We start from the raw sequence: 16,483 nt of genomic DNA on the forward strand, positions 1-16,483 counted from the left end.
CGATGGAGTACAACCACGCTGACCTGTTCGAGGAAGTCGCGGACGCCATCGCCGAGCGCGTGGCGCTGGCCTGCGGCGACCGCCGGCTCACCTACGCGGAGCTGGACGAGCACGCCAACCGGCTGGCGCACCACCTCATGGACGCGGGCGTCCGGCCGGGGGAGCACGTCGCCGTCCAGCTCTACAACGGCGTCGAGTACGCGGCGGCGCTGATCGCCGCGCTGAAGATCAGGGCCGTCCCCATCAACGTCAACTACCGGTACGTGGAGAGCGAACTGCTCTACGTGTACCGCGACTCCGACAGCGTGGCGCTCCTCTACGACGTCGAGTTCGAGGACCGGGTCGCCGCGACCGTCCCGGACGCACCCGCCCTGAAACACCTCATAGCCGTAGGCGGCACCCCATTCATCCACAACGCGGTCGCCTACGACGAAGCACTGGAGAACGCGAACGGCACCCGCGACGGCCTCCCGAAGCGCTCCGCCGCCGACCGCTACATCATCTACACCGGCGGGACGACGGGCATGCCGAAGGGCGTCATGTGGACGACCGAGGAGATCCTGTTCGCGTTCTGGAACCCGACGCTGCCGCGTCCGACCAGGCCCGAGGACATCGTGGAGATGGCCAGGACCGGCGGCCCGCTCGTGATGATGCCCGTCCCGCCCCTCATGCACGGCGCGGCGCAGGTCGCGTCGTGGATCGCCTGGTTCATGGGCGCGACGCTCGTCTACACCCGCAAGTTCGACGCGGCCGACGTGTGGCGGACGATCGAGCGGGAGAAGGTCAACTCGCTGACGATCACGGGCGACGCGATGGCGATCCCGATGGCGGACGAGCTGGCCCGCACCGGCTACGACACATCGTCCCTGTTCGCCTTCGTCTCGACCGGCGCGATCTTCACCGGCACAGTCCGCGACCGGATCCAGGAACTCCTGCCGAACACGATGATCCTGGACCGGTTCGGCTCGACCGAGTCCGGCTCGACGGCCGAGGCGGTCGCCGGGTCGACCCCGGAGAAGGGCCTGCGGTTCGCGCCGGACGTCGACGACGTCACCGTCCTGGACGACGCGTTCCGCCCGGTCGAACCGGGCTCCGGCGTGATCGGCCAGGTCGCCCGCACAGGCCACATCGCCCTCGGCTACTACAACGACCCGGAGAAGACCGCCAAGACGTTCCCAATCGTGGACGGCCGCCGCTGGCTCCTCACCGGCGACATCGCCACGGTCGAGGAGGACGGGTCGATCGCCGTCTACGGCCGAGGCTCGCAGGCGATAAACACGGGAGGCGAGAAGGTCTTCCCGGAGGAGGTCGAGGCCGTCCTTAAGGGCCATCCCGGCGTGTACGACGCGGTGGTGACGGGCGTCCCGGACGAACGCTGGGGCAACAAGGTCGCGGCGGTCGTCCAGCCGTCGAAGGACGCACCGTCCGCCGAGGACCTGGACGTCCACTGCCGCAAGGAGCTGTCCGGCTACAAGGTGCCGCGCGTTTACGCCTTCGTCGCGGAGATGAAGCGGTCACCCGCGGGCAAGGCCGACTACCGCTGGGCGAAGCGGATCGCCGAGGAGAGCCCCACCTGGCCCCGCCCCGGCTCGGCCCACTAGAATCTCCCGTGGAGAGTCGCTCTTGAAATGAGTGTCTCGTCATGAGAGAAAAGTGAGGGCAGGCGTTGTCGACCCCGGAACGCGAGCGGATGGCGGGCGAGCTGCGAATGGCGATGCAGCGCAGCACGATGTTCACGGTGCTGCTGCACCATGCCACCGCGAGCAAGGCGGGGATGAACGTCACCGACGCGCAGTGCGTCAACGCCCTGACGCTCGACGGCCCGCAGACGCCGGGGCAGCTCGCCCAGCTCATGGGCATCACGACCGGCGGCGCGATCACCGCCGTCATCGACCGGCTGGAGCGCGCCGGGTACGTCCGCCGCACCCGCGACCCCGACGACCGCCGCCGCGTGATCGTCGAGCTGGTGGAGGAGAACGTCGCCCAGTTCGGCCGCTACTTCGAGCCGATAGCCCGAGCCTTCCGCGACCGCCTGGAAACCTACACCGACGACCAGATCGCGGTCCTCCTCGACTGGATCCGCCACAACAACGAGGTAATGCCGGCGGTAATCGAAGAAATCCGCAAACTCCCCTAAGCCCCCACCACCACGGCGACCTCAACCACCGCTACGGGAACCCCCACCACCGCCACGGGGACCTCAACCACCGCCACGGGTCGGGCGGCCGGAGGCGCCCCAGCGCCTCCGGTCGCCCGACCCGCCGGCGCAGGCGACCGCAGCGACCCCGCACCCACCCGCCACAGGCAAGACAGACCCCAACAAGGTCGTGAGGATCGCCTGCGCCGCAACGGGGGTTCCAGGGGGTCGCCCCCCTGGGCGAACACAGCCCGGGGACGGTCGCGGCGGTCCCCCCGGCCGCGGCGGCCGTCCCCGGAGTCAGCCGTCGGGGCGTTCGGTGATCGCCGCCTCCCAGAAACCCGGGCCGACAGTCGGTTCGGGTTCAACCCCATCCGGAGGCTTCGGCGGATCCGCTCGGACGGTGACACTTACCACGCTCACCGCTCCGCCGCAGGTCACACGGATAGAGGGCGGTGATTTCGGTCACATCACTACATTTCGGGCAGTTGCCTCGGACCGGGGCGTCGCGGGTGACCGCGGAGGGCCCGAAGTGAGATCATGCGCGACATCCCCCCGGTGAGAGGACGGCTTTCCGACGTGGAACCACTGCGTCCCGAAGACCCCGCGGAGATCGGCGGCTACCCCCTCATCGCGCGCATCGGCGCGGGCGGCATGGGCCAGGTGTACCTGGGGCTGACCGGCGGCGGACGGCACATCGCGCTGAAGGTGATCCGGGAGGGCTTCGAGGGCCCGCAGGCGCTCGCCCGCTTCCGCCGCGAGGTCGCGACCGCCGAGCGGGTCCGCAGCCGGTTCGCGGCCGCGATGGTCGGCGCCGGGCTGGACGCGCCGCCGTACTGGCTCGCCACCGAGTACGTCCCCGGGCCGACGCTCCGGCAGGCCGTCGCCGAGCACGGGCCGCTGCCGCCGGACACCTGCCTGCGGCTGCTCGCCGCCCTCGCCCGCGGGTTGCAGGAGATCCACGGGCAGGGCGTCCAGCACCGCGACCTGAAGCCCGGCAACGTGATCCTCGCCCCGGACGGCCCGCGCCTGATCGACTTCGGCATCGCGCGCGGCGAGGGGCAGACGCAGATCACCCAGACGGGGGCGTGGAACGGCACGCCCGGCTACGTCGCGCCGGAGGTCGTCCGGGAGCAGGAGCCGGTGCCCGCGTCGGACGTGTTCTCCCTCGCCGGGACCATCGCCTACGCCGCCACCGGGCGCCCGCCGTTCGGCGGCGGGCGGATGGAGGCGATCATCCACCGCACGCTGAGCGGCGAGATCGACCTCGACGGCGTCGACCCGCGGGTGGCGGAGCTGGTCCGGCTCTGCGCGGCGAAGGAGCCGGGCGACCGGATCACGCTCGACCGGCTGCTGGAGATCGCCGCGTCCACGGTCGCGGTCGCGGACGACCCCGACTACCGGCGGTTCGTCGGCGCGCCGCGGCCGGTGCCGGTCAGTGTGGCGGACGCGGCGACGTCGGGGCTCGTCCCGCCGGAGCGCACCAGGACGACCGTCACGGGCGGGAGGGGCCCGGGCTCGCGCGCCGCCGTCATCGCGGCGGGCGCCGCGGTGGTCGCGGTCGTCCTCGGCGGCGCGTTCGCCGCGCGGGCGGTCTTCAACGGGGACGATTCGGGCGGTCGGAACAACGGTGCCGGCGGCGGAGCCCAGGCGGGGCAGGGGGCGCGGGCCGGGCAGGGCGTCCAGGGCGGCGGTTCGCCGACGACGCCCGCGGGCTCACCGGCGGGCGGCCGGACGCCCGGCCCGGACGGGCGCCCCCCGGACGAGATCTTCATCAAGCAGCCCACCATGGACTACCAGATGACCAAGTTCTCCCAGAAGGACTACACCTGCCTGCCCGCGATCAAGCCCGAGAAGGAGGACGAGCGGGTCGCCTCCCAGTTGCAGGTCTCGGCGCCGCGCGAGCCGTACACGCGGAAGTCCGTCACGTTCACCGCGCGCATCAAGTACGACCGGCCGAACGGCTACTACATCGCCGCGCAGGTCCGTGATCCGGGGCCGTCCGGCAGCGCGGGCCCGGCGTGGGTGAACAGCAAGCCGCACCTGTATCCCGAGGGCGAGGAGGCAGGCAGCGACGGCCTGGACCTCACCTACCCGGACGACTTCAACTGGCGCGGGTCGCAGGGCGGGACGGGCACGCTGTTCCCCGGCGTCTGGACGATCGTGTGGTTCCACGTCCGTCCGAACGGCGACGCCTACTACATCGGCTGCGACGGCTTCACCGTCAAGTAGCCACCGGACATGCGGCTACCGGACGGCGACGACCGCCGACCCGTGCCCGAACAGGCCCTGGTTCACGGCGATGCCCGTCCGCGCGCCCTCGACCTGGCGGCCCTCGGCCTGCCCGCGCAGTTGCCAGGTCAGCTCGCAGAGCTGCGCGATCGCCTGCGCCGGGATCGCCTCGCCGAACGAGGCGAGCCCGCCGCTCGGGTTCACCGGGACGCGCCCGCCGAGCGCCGTGGCGCCCGACCGCAGCAGCGCCTCGGCGCCGCCGGGCTCGCACAGGCCGATGTCCTCGTACCAGTCGAGTTCGAGGGCCGTGGACAGGTCGTACACCTCGGCGAGCGACAGGTCGTCCGGCCCGATCCCGGCCTCCTCGTAGGCGGCGTGCGCGATCGCGGAGCGGAACGGGCGCTCCGGCTCCGGCACGGCCGTCGCCGAGTCGGTCGCGAAGTCCGGCAGGTCGAGGACGGTCTTCGGGAACGTCGGCGTCACCGTCGACAGCCCGGAGATCCGGACCGGGTCCGCGACGCCGTGCCGCCGGGCGAACTCCACCGACGACAGGACGAGCGCCGCGCCGCCGTCGCTGGTGGCGCAGATGTCGAGGAGGCGCAGCGGGTCCGCGACGACGGCGGACGCGCGGACGTCCTCCAGCGTCACCTCCTTGCGGTACCGGGCGTTCGGGTTCGCGAGCCCGTGCCGCGCGTTCTTCACCTTCACGGCGGCGAAGTCGTCCGGCGTCGCGCCGTGCACGGCCATCCGGCGGCGCGCGTACAGCGCGAAGTACAGCGGGTTCGTCGCGCCGAGCAGCCGGAACCGCAGCCAGTCGGGGTCGTCCGGGCGGTCCCCGCCGACCGGCTTGAAGAAGCCCTTCGGCGCGGCGTCGGCGCCGACGACCAGCGCGACGTCGCAGAGCCCGGCGAGGATCCGCGCCCGCGCCGTGTCGACGGCCTGCGCGCCCGACGCGCACGCGGCGTAGCTGGACGAGACGCGGGCGCCGGTCCAGCCGAGCGCCTGCGCGAACGTCGCCCCGGCGATGAACCCCGGATACCCGTTGCGGATGGTGTCCGCGCCCGCCACGTACTGGACGTCCGGCCACGCCAGCCCGGCGTCGGCGAGCGCGGCCCGCGCCGCCGCGAGCCCGTACTCGACGAAGCTCCGTCCCCACTTCCCCCACGGGTGCATGCCCGCGCCCAGCACGGCGACGTCGCGGCTCATCGCACGGGCCTCCACATCCAGACGGTGTACTCGGTCTCGTCGTCCTCGTACAGGACGCCCTCGGTCAGCTCGACCTCCATACCGACGGCGAGGTCGTCCACCGTGCACCCGGGCACGACCTGCCCGAGGACGACCATGCGCTCGGCCTCCAGTTCGACGGCCGCGACCGTGTACGGGACGAACGGCTCCGGCGCGACGTAGGGGGGCGGCGGCTTGTACCGCGAGTCGGCGTAGGACCAGACGCGGCCGCGTCCGGAGAACGCGTACCGCTCCAGCTCGGAGCCGTCCTTCGGCCCGGCGCAGCGGGGGTTGCGGCAGGCCAGCTCGTTGCGCGGGAAGTACGGCGTCCCGCAGGACGCGCACCGCGTCCCGAGCAGCCGCACCCCGCCCTCGGCCGTGCCGAACCAGCCGTCGATCGCCGGACGGCGTTCCTTGGTCGTAGCCACGCGGCCCTCCTCGTCTCTCCGGCGCACTGTACCAATCAAACAATCGTTAGAAAGAATGGCCCGGCCCGCGTCCGGCACCCGCTGACTGACTCGTCAGTCACCTCGCTACAGTGAACCGAGTCGGATTCTGGTGATGCCGCGCCTCGGGTGCGCAACCGGAGGGAGAACGCGGATGCGGACTGGACTGCAAGGCAAGACGGCCCTGGTCACCGGGGCGTCCCGGGGCATCGGGAAGGCGATCGCGACGGCGCTCGCCGCCGAGGGCGCGAACGTCGTCCTGTCCTCGCGCAAGCAGGAGGCGCTGGACGAGGCCGCCAAGGAGATCGCCCAGGCGTACCCGGACGCCGGGGTGCTCGCGAAGGCCGCGCACGTCGGCGACGCCGACCAGGCCGCCGCGTGCGTGGACGCCGCCGTCGCCGAGTTCGGCGGCCTCGACGTCCTCGTCAACAACGCCGGGACGAACCCCTACTACGGGCCGATGGCCGACATCGAGGCCGCCGCCGCCGCGAAGACCGTCGAGGTCAACCAGTTCGCGGTCATCACCTGGACCAAGCACGCGCTGCGCGCCTCGCTCGCCGAGCGCGGCGGCGCGATCATCAACATCGCGTCGGTCGGCGGCCTGATCACCGAGCACGGGATCGGCTACTACAACGCGACCAAGGCGGCCGTGATCCACCTCAGCAGGCAGTTCGCGATGGAGCTGGCGCCGAAGGTCCGCGTCAACTGCATCGCGCCCGGCCTGGTCAAGACCCACCTCGCCCGCGCGCTCTGGGAGCCGCACGAGGCGGAGATCAGCAAGGCCACGCCGCTCGGACGGCTCGGCGAGCCCGAGGACATCGCGAGCGCCGCCGTCTTCCTCGCCGGGGACGCCGCGTCCTGGATGACCGGGCAGACCCTGGTCGTGGACGGCGGCGCCACCATCCGCCCGTCCCTCGCCTAGGCCCAAGGAGGCGCGCATGAACCGCTGGGGGCTCACCATCCCGCTGACCGGGCTTCCGCTGGCCGGGCACCGCGAGATCGTCGCCGGGCTGGCCGGGCTCGGCTACACCGACGCGTGGTCCGCCGAGGTGGCGGGGGCGGACGCCTTCACCCCGCTCGCGCTCGCCTCGCAGTGGGGCCCGGAGGTGCGGCTCGGCTCCGCGATCGTGCCGGTCTACACGCGCGGCCCGGCGCTGCTCGCCCAGCACGCCGCGACGCTCGCCGACCTCGCGCCCGGACGGTTCGTCCTCGGCATCGGGACGTCGTCCGACACGATCGTCGAGCGCTGGAACGACATCCGGTTCGACAAGCCCTACCAGCGGACCCGCGACACCCTCCGCTTCCTCCGCGCGGCGCTCGCGGGGGAAAAGGTCAAGGAGGAGTACGAGACGTTCACCGTCCGGGGGTTCAAGCTGGAGACGCCGCCCGCGACGCCGCCGCCCGTCGTGCTGGCGGCGCTGCGGCCCGGCATGCTGCGGCTCGCCGCCCGCGAGGCGGACGGCGCGATCACCAACTGGCTCGGCCCGCGCGACGTCCGCGCGGTGCGCGGCGTGCTGGGCGACGGGCCCGAGCTGATCGCCCGCCTGTTCGTCTGCCCGACCGCCGACGCGGCGGAGGCCCGCGCGATCGGCCGCTGGATGATCGCCGCGTACCTGACCGTCCCGGTGTACCGGGCGTTCCACGAGTGGCTCGGCCGCGGCGAGGCGCTGCGTCCGATGCACGAGGCGTGGGCGGCGGGCGACCGGAAGGCGGCGCTCGCGGCGATCCCGGACGAGGTCGTCGACGACCTGCTCGTGCACGGGACGCCCGCCGAGTGCCGGGCCCGCGTCCGCGAGTACGGGGCGAACGGGCTGACCACGCCGGTGCTCGCCGTCGTCCCGGGCGGCGGGCTGTCGCCGGCCGAGGCGGTGCGGGCGCTCGCGCCGGACGCGGACTGAAACCATTCGGATACGGCTCGCATGTTTGCGGGTGTGAGGATCGGGGAGGGTGGGGCAGATCCGATCCGAGAATGAAGACGTGAGGAGCTGATCGTGCTCACGCTGACCGACGGTGCCGTGCAGGTCATCCGAACCGTGACCGCGAACCCGGAGCTTCCGCCGGACACCGGCATCCGCATCGAGCCCGGGCTCGACGGCTCGGACGCCCTGCGGCTCTCCGTCGCCCCCGCCCCCGAAGCCGGCGACCAGGTCGTCGAGGAGGAGGGCGCGAAGGTGTACCTGGAGGCCGGTGTCGCCCAGATGCTCGACGACAAGACCCTCGACGCCCAGGTCGACCCGCAGGGCGACGTGGCGTTCACCATCGCGGAGGGGACCGGAGGGACCCCTACCTAGGCCCGATGAGGGGAAGGGCGGAGCCGGAGCGCACCAGGCGGGGCGCTCCGGCTCTGTCGTGCGGCCCCGGGTCGTCCCGGTACGCCTAGGTACGCCTAGTACATGGCCTCGACGACGGCGAGCGCGGCGAGCGCGAACGCCACCGTGGTGAGGATCAGGAACGCGGCGACGACCGCGCAGGCCAGTCCGCGCGGCTGGTCGCGCCAGGTCCCGTAGCGGTCGCGCACCTGCCGGTCGAGCTCCTTCCGGGACGGCCGTCCCGCGTCCGGGGAGTCGGGCGAAGGCGGGGTCGTCACGCCCGCCAGTCTGGCAGATCGCCCGGCCCGGGCCAGGGGTGGCCGGTGAGACGGGACGCGCCGCGTGAAAGGCTCGGAGGATGCGTCTCACCAAGCTCGGACACGCCTGCGTCCAGATCACCAGGGACGACCGCGCGATCGTCATCGACCCCGGCGCGTTCAGCGACGGCGCCGCGGACGCGCTCGCCGCCGCGGACGCGGTGCTCGTCACCCATGAGCACTTCGACCACTTCGACGCCGACGCGCTGCGCAAGGCGATGGCGGAGCGTCCCGCGCTGGAGGTGTGGACGTCCCGCACCGTCGCCGAGAGCCTCGCCGACCTCGGCGGACGCGTCCACCAGGTCGGCCACGGCGACGCCGTCACGGTCGCGGGCTTCGACGTCCACGTCTACGGCGAGGACCACGAGATCCTGCACCCGGACGTCCCGCCCATCCCGAACACCGGGTTCCTCATCGACGGCCAGGTCTTCCATCCGGGGGACGCGCTGACCGTCCCCGCGGAGCCCGTCCCGACGCTGTGCCTGCCCGGCAACGCGCCCTGGATGAAGATCCCGGAACTGTACGCGTACGCGCGTGAGGTCAGGCCCGAGCGTGCCTTCGTCATCCACGACGGGCTGTTGAACGACATCGGCCTCACGGTGATGGGCAACCACGTCGCCAAGGCGGGCGAGGAGATCGGGGCGGACTTCCGGCGGCTCGTCCCCGGCACCTCGGTCGACCTGGCGGACGCGTGACGGTCCCCGGAGGGGGCGCGGCCGAGGCCGCCCCCGTCATCGAGGCCGTCTTCCTGGACGTCGGGGAGACGCTGATCAACGAGGGCGAGATCTACGGGCGCTGGGCCGACTGGCTGGGCGTCCCGCGGCACACGTTCCTCGCCAAGCTCGGCGCGGTGCTCGCGACGGGCGGCTCCCACATGGACGTCTTCGCGCACTTCCGCCCCGGCTTCGACCTGGCGGCGGAGGAGCGGGCCAGGGCGGAGGCGGGCGTCCCGAACGGGTTCGGCCCGGACGACCTGTACCCGGACGCGCGGGCCTGCCTGTCCGGCCTCCGCGACCAAGGCCTCTACGTCGGGATCGCGGGCAACCAGCCGGTGGAGGCCGCCGGGCAGCTCGCCGCGCTAGGCCTGGACGCCGACGTCGTCGGGATCTCCGAGGTGTGGGGCGTCAGCAAGCCGGCCCCCGAGTTCTTCGCCCGCTGCGCGGAGATCGCGGACGTGCCGCCGGACCGCGTCCTGTACGTCGGGGACCGCATCGACAACGACGTCCGCCCGGCGCTCGCGTTCGGGATGCAGGTCGCGTTCCTGCGGCGCGGGCCGTGGGGGCACATCCAGGACGACCCGGACGCGCTGCGCCGGTGCCTGTTCGTCCTGGACGACCTCGCCGCGCTCCCCAAGCTCGTCGCCATGCACAACGCCGAGCCCTAGCCGCGGAGCCAGCCTCAGACGCGGAGCCCCTAGGGGACGTCCCCTAGCCCCCGGGTATGGGACGCGAACAGGTCGAACGGCCGATGCGGGCGGTGGCGCCCGGTTCGTAGCGTGGGTGGTGTGGCCGCGAGGTCCGCGGCCGCGACACCCATCCGACGAATCGGGGAGAGAACAGAGATGAACGGCCTTTATCGTCCGCGCCGCGGCCGCATGATCGCGGGCGTCTGCGCGGGGCTCGCGCAACGGTTCGGCATGTCGCCGTTGACGGTCCGGGTCCTGTTCCTGCTGTCGTGCCTGCTGCCGGGCCCGCAGTTCGTCGTCTACCTCGTGCTCTGGGTCATGATGCCGAACGAGGACCGGCACCTCGCGGGCGCCCGGTAACGGGCGCGGTAACACAAGATCAACCGATAGCGCTCGACCCGGCCCGCCCGTGGGTGTTAGATCGTGGCACCAGCTTTCCCGGGAGGGAGGGAGCCGCGGTGCCAGCGGAGGTCGGACCGGCGGCGGGGGGCGGCCGCGACGCCGAGCCCGGCCGCGACGCCGAGCACGCGGCGCGGCTGCTGCGGTACCTGCGCGACCTGGCGCGGGCGCGGCGCCGCCCGGCCCGCGACCTGTCCGGGCACGACCACGTCCACTGGCTGTGCGAGCTGCCCGGCGACGTCTACGTCGAGACGGACGCCGGGCCCGGCGACGTGCTGTTCAGCGTCCCGGTCATCCCGCTGACGCCGCCCGTCGTGCTGGAGGAGTTCGACGGCTGGCTCGCGCTCCGCAACTGGTACCGGATCCTGCGGGAGCTGGCCGGGCAGGAGGTCGTGCTCGCGACCGGGCTGCTGTCGTGGCGGCCCGCCGTCCACGACCATCTGCTGAACACGCCCGTCCGCATCGTGGTCGACGACCGGACCGAGCGCATCGACGTCGTCCTCGCCGGGCACACGACGCTGCGCGACCGCGAGCTGCTCGCCGGGCATCCCGCCTACCGTCCCGCCGGGTGGGTGGCGGACGCCGTCCAGGCCGGGCAGGGCTTCGGGCTCAACGCCTCGACCGGGGACGTGCTGCGCAAATGGTGCTCGGTCGCGCTGTCGGCCCCCGCCGACTTCCGCGAGGACTGGACGCCCGACGCGGGCGCGCCCTCGCCGGTGCCGCGGGTCAGGCTCGCGCCCGCGCTCGTCGTCCGGCCGCCGGGGCGGGCCGCCGTCGCCGACTACCACGCCCGGCTGCTCGGGCTGCTGGTGCGCGGCGTCCCGGACGGCCTCGCCCGGCTCGTCACGCCGGGCCGCCGCCCGCACGTCATGCACGTGCCCGAACGCGCGCCGGAGACCGTCCCCGACCTGCTCGCCGGGCTGCTCCAGCGCGGGCACCGGGTGCTCGTCGCGACCTCCGGCGCCGCCGCCGCGGGCGCGCTGCGCGCCGCGCTCCCGCCCGGCCTCGCGGGCCTCACCGTCGCCGACCCGGCCACGGCCGCGCGCGTCGCCGACGGCGTCCGCGCCCGCGCCGCCGAACCCGCGCCGGACCTGGACGCGCTCGCCGCGAAGGAGCGCGCGGCGGCCCGCCGGGTCGCCGAGATCGGCGAGCGCGTGCGGAGCGGCGCCGCGGACGCCCCCGAGCAGCGGCCGGACGAGCGGCTGCGCGGCGAGGCGCCCGAACTGTCGTGGATGCCGGTCCGGGACGGCATGCCCGCGGGCCCGCCGATCTCCCGCGCGGAGGCGGCGGAGCTGGTGGTCCTGCTCGCCGAGGAGACCGCCGAGCGCAAGGCCCGCACCGAGCAGCGCGACGTCGACCCGGGCGCGCTGCCGAGCGCCGCCTACGTCCGGACGCTGATCGACGCCGAGGCCGCCGCCGCCGAGCGCGCCGAACGGTCCAGGACCGACCTGTCCCGGCGGCTGCGGGACGCCGACGTCACGCTCCTCGCCCGGCTCGACGGCAACGCGTCCGTGGTCCAGGCGGCGCTGCGCGACCTCGGCTTGGACGGGCACCCGGGCGGCTGGAACTCCGCCGACCTCGCCGTCCGCGCGTTCGCCGACGCCCTCGCCGGGCGCCGCCCGCTGATCTGGTCGCGGGTCGCGGAGATGACCGCCCGCGCCCGGTGGGCCGAGCGCGCCCTCGGCGAGCTGCGCGGACACCGGATCGAGCTGCCGCCGGGCGCCGACCTGCGCGCGCTCGCCGCCACCGCGCACGAGCTGCGCGGCTACCTCGCGGGCGGCGGGACGCTCAAGCGCGGGCCGCTGCGCCCCGCCGTGCAGCGCCAGGCGGAGCCGCTGCTCGCCGCCGTGACCGTGGACGGCGCGGCGCCGACGACGGCGGAGCTGCTCGACCTCGTCCACACCGACCTCATGGTGCGGATCACCTGCCGCGAACTCCAGTACGTGTGGGAGGCGGCGGGCATCTCCTTCCCCGCCGACCTGCCGCCGGGCGAGCGCGTCGCCCGGTTCCTGCGGGCGCACGCGCGGCTCGGCCGCGTCCTGGACGCCATGCCCGCCGTGGAGAAGACGAAGGCGCTGCTGGAGCGGAGCGGGCTCGCCGTCCCGCTCGGGCATCCGGTGCAGTGGCACGGGTACGCGTCGTCGCTGCAGAACGCGCTGGAGGGGCTCGGCGTCAACCGCGCCGCCGCCGACCTCGACGCGCTGCGCGACTCGATCGGGCCCGCCGTCCCCGGCGACCCGCCCGAACTGCGCGCCGCGCTCGCCGCCATCGACGACCGCGACGCCGCCGCCTACGGCCGCGCCCTCGGCGCGCTCGCCGAGGCCAGGCACGAGCGGTCGCTGCAGATCCGCTGCGAGGAGCTGCTCGCGCGGGTGCGGGCCGTGCATCCCGACCTCGCGCACCTGATGGTCGCCACCGACGGCGACCCGGCCTGGCACGACCGCGCCCGGCGCTGGGACGAGGCGTGGGCCTGGGCCCGGACCGCCGCCCGCAGGCTCGCCGAGCGCAGCGTCCCGGAGGCGGACCGGCTCCGCGAGGCGCTCGCCGAGGCCGAGGCGCGGCTCGCCGACGTCCGCGCCGACCTCGCCGCCGCCCGCGCCTGGACGGCCGCCCGCGAGAACCCGCCCGCCTCCAGCGACATCCCGGCCTGGATCCTGCCGCTCTGGCGCGTCCCGGAGGCGCTGCCGCCCGTCCCCGACTCGTTCGACGTCGTGATCGTGGACGGCGAGCACGAGGCGGGCGCGGAGGCGCTCTTCCTGCTCTGGCTCGCGCCGCGGATCATCCTCGTCGGCCCGCCGGGGCCGCCGCTCCCGCCGCTGGAGGGCCCGCCGCCGTCGACGCTGCTCCCGGCCCACCTGCACGGCGTGATCACCCCGACCGCGCCGCTGTTCACCGCCCTGACCACCGAGCCCGCCGACGTCCCGGAGCCTCCGGACACGCCCCGGCAGGCGCCGCCCCGACGCCTGGACGAGGCAGGCCCGCCCCCGCGCGTCCAGTCCCCACCCACGCCCCGCCCGAGCACGGACGACCGCCGCCCACCCCCCGCCGCCCAACCCGCGCAGCCTCAGCCCCCGCAACCCGCGCAGCCCCCGCAACCTGCACAGCCCCCGCAACCCGCGCAGCCCCCGCAACCGGCGCAGCCCCCGCAACCCGCGCACTCCCCGCGGCCCGTGCCACCCGCGCAGTCGGTGCAACCCCCGCAACCCGCGCAACCCGCGCAACCCCCGCAACCTGCGCGGGGCGAGCGGTCTGGTTCGTCCGCTGGTGCGGGGCATGAGCCGCCGCCGCGGCGGCTCGACGCGCCGCGCGGGGCGCGGTCGGAGCCGAGTGCGTCCCCGCCCGGGAGCGGTCCGCCGCCCCGGCGCCTGGACGCGCCCGGACGCCGTCCGCCGCCGCCCACCGAGCGGCCGGAGCCGTCCACGCGGACACGTCCGGACGTCCCGGCGATCTGGGGGCAGCCCGGACCCCCGCCCAGCGAAGAGCAGCCGCCGCCCGACGCCCCGGCGCAGGTCAGGCGCGGACGGTCGATCGTCGGCTACAAGCGTCCCGAGCTGGTCGAGATCGTCGGCCGCATCGCCGCCCGCGAGCCGGATCTCACCGACGAGCAGATCGTCGAGCTGGTCACCCGGCTCCTCGGCTGCCCGGAGGACGAGGCGCTCCTCGTCGGCGCCCGGCTCCGCTACGCCGTGGAGGCGTACCGGGAGCAGCAGTCGGGGTCCGGCTAGCTCCATAGAGGAATAGAACATTCCGTTCTGGTACGGTAGAACGGAATGCTTTGTTCCTATTCAAGGGGGCCGTCATGCGGACGCTCGACCGACGGACGCTCAACCGGGCGGCGCTGGAGCGCCAGCACCTCCTGGAGCGGGCCGACATGTCCGCCCTGGACGCCGTCCGCCACCTCGTCGCGCTCCAGGCGCAGGAGAACAACGTCCCCTACTACACGCTCTGGACGCGGCTGGCGGGCTTCCGGCGCGACGACCTCACCGACCTCATGACCGGGCGGCACGTCGTGCGCGGGTCGATCCTCCGGGGGACGCAGCACATGGCCCTCGCCGACGACTACCTGTGGCTGCGGCCGCTCGTCCAGGAGAGCATCCTGCGCGCGCGGCAGGGCGCGTTCGGCGGCGCCACCCGCGACTGGGACCTCGACGAGCTGGCCGCCGCGGCCCGCGGGCTCCTGGAGGGCGAGGTCATGACCCGCCCGCAGCTCGCGGGGAGGCTCGCCGAGATGTGGCCGGGACGCGACCGGACGGTCATCGGCTGGACGGTCCAGGCGCTGCTGTCGGTCGTCCACCCGCCGCCCAGCGGGACGTGGAACGTCGGCGGCGCCACGCCGTTCGCGCTCGCGGAGGAGTGGATCGGCAGGCCGTTCCACCCTGCCGGGCCGGAGCGGCTGGTCCGCCGCTACCTGGCGGCGTTCGGGCCCGCGTCAGTCAAGGACTTCCAGATCTGGTCCGGCCTGCGCCGGATGGCGGAGGTCTTCGACGGGATGCGCCCCGACCTGCGCGTCTGCCGGGACGAGAACGGCGTGGAGCTCTTCGACCTCCCCGACGCCCGCCTCCCGGACGGCGGGGGCGACGCGCCCGTCCGGTTCCTGCCGGGGTTCGACAACCTCGTCCTCGCCTACGCCGACCGGACCCGCCTGATGACGGACGAGCACCGCAAACTCGTCTGCGTCGGCTCGGAGACGAAGCCGACCCTCCTCGTTGACGGACGCGTCCACGGCCTGTGGACGCTCAAGCACGACAGGAAGGCGCGCCGCGCCGTCCTGACGGTCGAGGCGTTCGCCCCGATCCCGGACGAGCGGGCGGTCGAGGCGGAGGCGGCGAGCCTTCTGGAGTTCACCGACCCCGACGCCGCGCACGAGGTGCGCCTCCCGGCCTGGACGGGATGACCTCGCGGAATGGCGACAGGTGGACCCCGGGGATTACCCGATCCCCGGGGCCCGGAAGCCGTCGAATGCGCCCACCGGCGATGATCAGGCGCCGGGTCAGTTTTCCTTCGCCGCGCTCTTCCGTTGAGCTACCGCGGCACGAGAGCCGCGGGTCAGATTCGAACTGACAACTACGGGAAAGACCGGTCGCCTCCGCCGGTGGGTAACGGCGAATGCTGAGTCTGGAGCGAGAGTCTGAGCCTGCGTATTCAGACTGAGCGTCATCCTCAGCTTTCCGCGTCCACGGGGGACGCGGCCCCCCGCGCTCCAGCGGGGGAGTCCATGGGTTACGCGAACAGGTACGCGAAGACGGCGTCGCCGACCTGCCGGTCGTCGACCTCGGCGGTGTTGGCCTCCTCCCGCGCGTACTTCACCGCGGCCTGCAGCCGGTCCACCCGGTCGCGCAGCTCGTTCAGGCGCCGCGCGGGCAGCGCGCCGGAGAACGCGACCTTGGTCCAGGTGCCGACGACCACGTCCTCGGTGAACGTCTCGACCTGGGCCGGGTGCTTGTCGGTCGCCTCGTACAGGACGTGCGCCCGCGGGACCTTCTTCGTCCGGGACGTCTCGACCGGCTCGGCGCGCCACACGTCCTGGCTCTCGTCGTAGGTCCACGACTCGGCCGCGTCCAGGACGGGCAGGTTGTCGAGGACCGCGTGCAGCTCGTTGAGCTGCTTCTCCAGGAACAGCAGGTAGGTGACCGGGACGTCGGCGAGGACCGTGCGGCCGTCCACGACGACGTCGGCGCTCGCCGCGCGGTTCGCCCAGTCCTTCGTGGCGACGACGTCGAACAGCCGGGTGAGCGTCTTCGAGACGTCGCGGAGCGCGTTCTCCGACTTCACCTGGACCTTGGTCGACTCGGGCGGAAGGGTCTCGCCCTCCTCGTCCTTCGGACGGTAGACGCGCGAGATCCCCGACAGCAGCACCGGCTTCTGGAGCAGCCGCAGAACGTCCGCCACCTCGCGCTGGGCGCGGCTCTTCACGCCCTTTTCAATGGCGATGATCTGGTTGAGCTTTGCCATGGGTCATCTCACCTTCTCCCGTCAGGAACACGGTCAACGCTACTGAGGCCCGGCGAATATCC

The 16,483-nt window shown here is 73.8% G+C and carries 15 protein-coding genes; 11 read left to right on the plus strand and 4 right to left on the minus strand.

The features are described from left to right. The first annotated feature begins 2 nt into the window (after positions 1-2). The 3 genes from ACH01S_RS24255 (at position 3) to ACH01S_RS45460 (ending at position 4,369) form a co-directional block, all read left to right on the plus strand. Complete coding sequence (locus tag ACH01S_RS24255) at positions 3-1,601, plus strand: acyl-CoA synthetase (RefSeq protein WP_067895748.1); 1,599 nt, start codon at positions 3-5, stop codon at positions 1,599-1,601. A 65-nt stretch (positions 1,602-1,666) separates the two neighbouring features. Further along, entirely contained in the window at positions 1,667-2,137 is a 471-nt protein-coding gene (locus ACH01S_RS24260; RefSeq protein WP_148344046.1) for a MarR family winged helix-turn-helix transcriptional regulator, read from the plus strand. A gap of 579 nt (positions 2,138-2,716) precedes the next feature. Further along, the gene (locus ACH01S_RS45460) at positions 2,717-4,369 is read left to right on the plus strand and encodes a serine/threonine protein kinase (RefSeq protein ID WP_067895754.1); all 1,653 of its coding nucleotides are present in this window, start codon (positions 2,717-2,719) and stop codon (positions 4,367-4,369) included. 15 nt (positions 4,370-4,384) lie between these two features. On the opposite strand, the gene ACH01S_RS24270 is transcribed toward ACH01S_RS45460, so the two are convergent. Both ACH01S_RS24270 and ACH01S_RS24275 read right to left on the minus strand, forming a co-directional pair. Next, entirely contained in the window at positions 4,385-5,575 is a 1,191-nt protein-coding gene (locus ACH01S_RS24270) for a lipid-transfer protein (RefSeq protein ID WP_067896007.1), read from the minus strand. Next, the gene (locus tag ACH01S_RS24275; protein WP_218010375.1) at positions 5,572-6,021 is read right to left on the minus strand and encodes a Zn-ribbon domain-containing OB-fold protein; all 450 of its coding nucleotides are present in this window, start codon (positions 6,019-6,021) and stop codon (positions 5,572-5,574) included. The genes ACH01S_RS24270 and ACH01S_RS24275 overlap by 4 nt, the downstream gene beginning before the upstream one ends. 172 nt (positions 6,022-6,193) lie before the next feature. Between ACH01S_RS24275 and ACH01S_RS24280 the strand changes: the two genes are divergently transcribed. From ACH01S_RS24280 to ACH01S_RS24290, 3 genes are all read left to right on the plus strand, one after another. Continuing rightward, positions 6,194-6,961, plus strand: coding sequence for an SDR family oxidoreductase (locus ACH01S_RS24280; protein WP_067895757.1), 768 nt, complete (start codon positions 6,194-6,196; stop codon positions 6,959-6,961). A gap of 16 nt (positions 6,962-6,977) precedes the next feature. Next, positions 6,978-7,937 (plus strand): LLM class F420-dependent oxidoreductase, encoded by a 960-nt coding sequence (locus ACH01S_RS24285; protein ID WP_067895760.1) that lies wholly within the window; start codon positions 6,978-6,980, stop codon positions 7,935-7,937. A 93-nt stretch (positions 7,938-8,030) separates the two neighbouring features. Then, complete coding sequence (locus ACH01S_RS24290) at positions 8,031-8,330, plus strand: Fe-S cluster assembly protein HesB (RefSeq protein ID WP_067895763.1); 300 nt, start codon at positions 8,031-8,033, stop codon at positions 8,328-8,330. A gap of 95 nt (positions 8,331-8,425) precedes the next feature. Here the strand turns inward: ACH01S_RS24290 and ACH01S_RS24295 are convergent, their stop codons facing one another. Next, the gene (locus tag ACH01S_RS24295; RefSeq protein WP_067895766.1) at positions 8,426-8,626 is read right to left on the minus strand and encodes a hypothetical protein; all 201 of its coding nucleotides are present in this window, start codon (positions 8,624-8,626) and stop codon (positions 8,426-8,428) included. An 80-nt stretch (positions 8,627-8,706) separates the two neighbouring features. Here ACH01S_RS24295 and ACH01S_RS24300 point away from each other — a divergent pair, with 80 nt between their 5' ends. The 5 genes from ACH01S_RS24300 (at position 8,707) to ACH01S_RS24320 (ending at position 15,363) form a co-directional block, all read left to right on the plus strand. Then, positions 8,707-9,360, plus strand: a complete 654-nt coding sequence (locus tag ACH01S_RS24300; protein WP_067895769.1) for an MBL fold metallo-hydrolase — start codon at positions 8,707-8,709, stop codon at positions 9,358-9,360. Beyond that, a complete protein-coding gene (locus ACH01S_RS24305) occupies positions 9,357-10,049 on the plus strand; it encodes an HAD family hydrolase (protein WP_067895771.1) in 693 nt (230 codons plus the stop codon). The genes ACH01S_RS24300 and ACH01S_RS24305 overlap by 4 nt, the downstream gene beginning before the upstream one ends. A gap of 177 nt (positions 10,050-10,226) precedes the next feature. After that, positions 10,227-10,430, plus strand: a complete 204-nt coding sequence (locus ACH01S_RS24310) for a PspC domain-containing protein (RefSeq protein WP_067895774.1) — start codon at positions 10,227-10,229, stop codon at positions 10,428-10,430. Between the two features lie 98 nt (positions 10,431-10,528). Continuing rightward, the gene (locus tag ACH01S_RS43770; RefSeq protein WP_067895777.1) at positions 10,529-14,194 is read left to right on the plus strand and encodes a DEAD/DEAH box helicase family protein; all 3,666 of its coding nucleotides are present in this window, start codon (positions 10,529-10,531) and stop codon (positions 14,192-14,194) included. Positions 14,195-14,268: 74 nt separating this feature from the next. Beyond that, entirely contained in the window at positions 14,269-15,363 is a 1,095-nt protein-coding gene (locus tag ACH01S_RS24320; protein ID WP_067895780.1) for a winged helix DNA-binding domain-containing protein, read from the plus strand. A gap of 326 nt (positions 15,364-15,689) precedes the next feature. Here ACH01S_RS24320 and ACH01S_RS24325 read toward each other — a convergent pair whose 3' ends face one another. Then, positions 15,690-16,421: a DUF7873 family protein gene (locus ACH01S_RS24325; RefSeq protein WP_067895782.1), complete on the minus strand. Its 732-nt coding sequence runs from the start codon at positions 16,419-16,421 to the stop codon at positions 15,690-15,692. Positions 16,422-16,483: the final 62 nt, after the last annotated feature.

Origin of the sequence: Actinomadura chibensis NBRC 106107 (genome assembly GCF_001552135.1) — a bacterium.
GTDB classification, from domain to species: domain Bacteria; phylum Actinomycetota; class Actinomycetes; order Streptosporangiales; family Streptosporangiaceae; genus Spirillospora; species Spirillospora chibensis.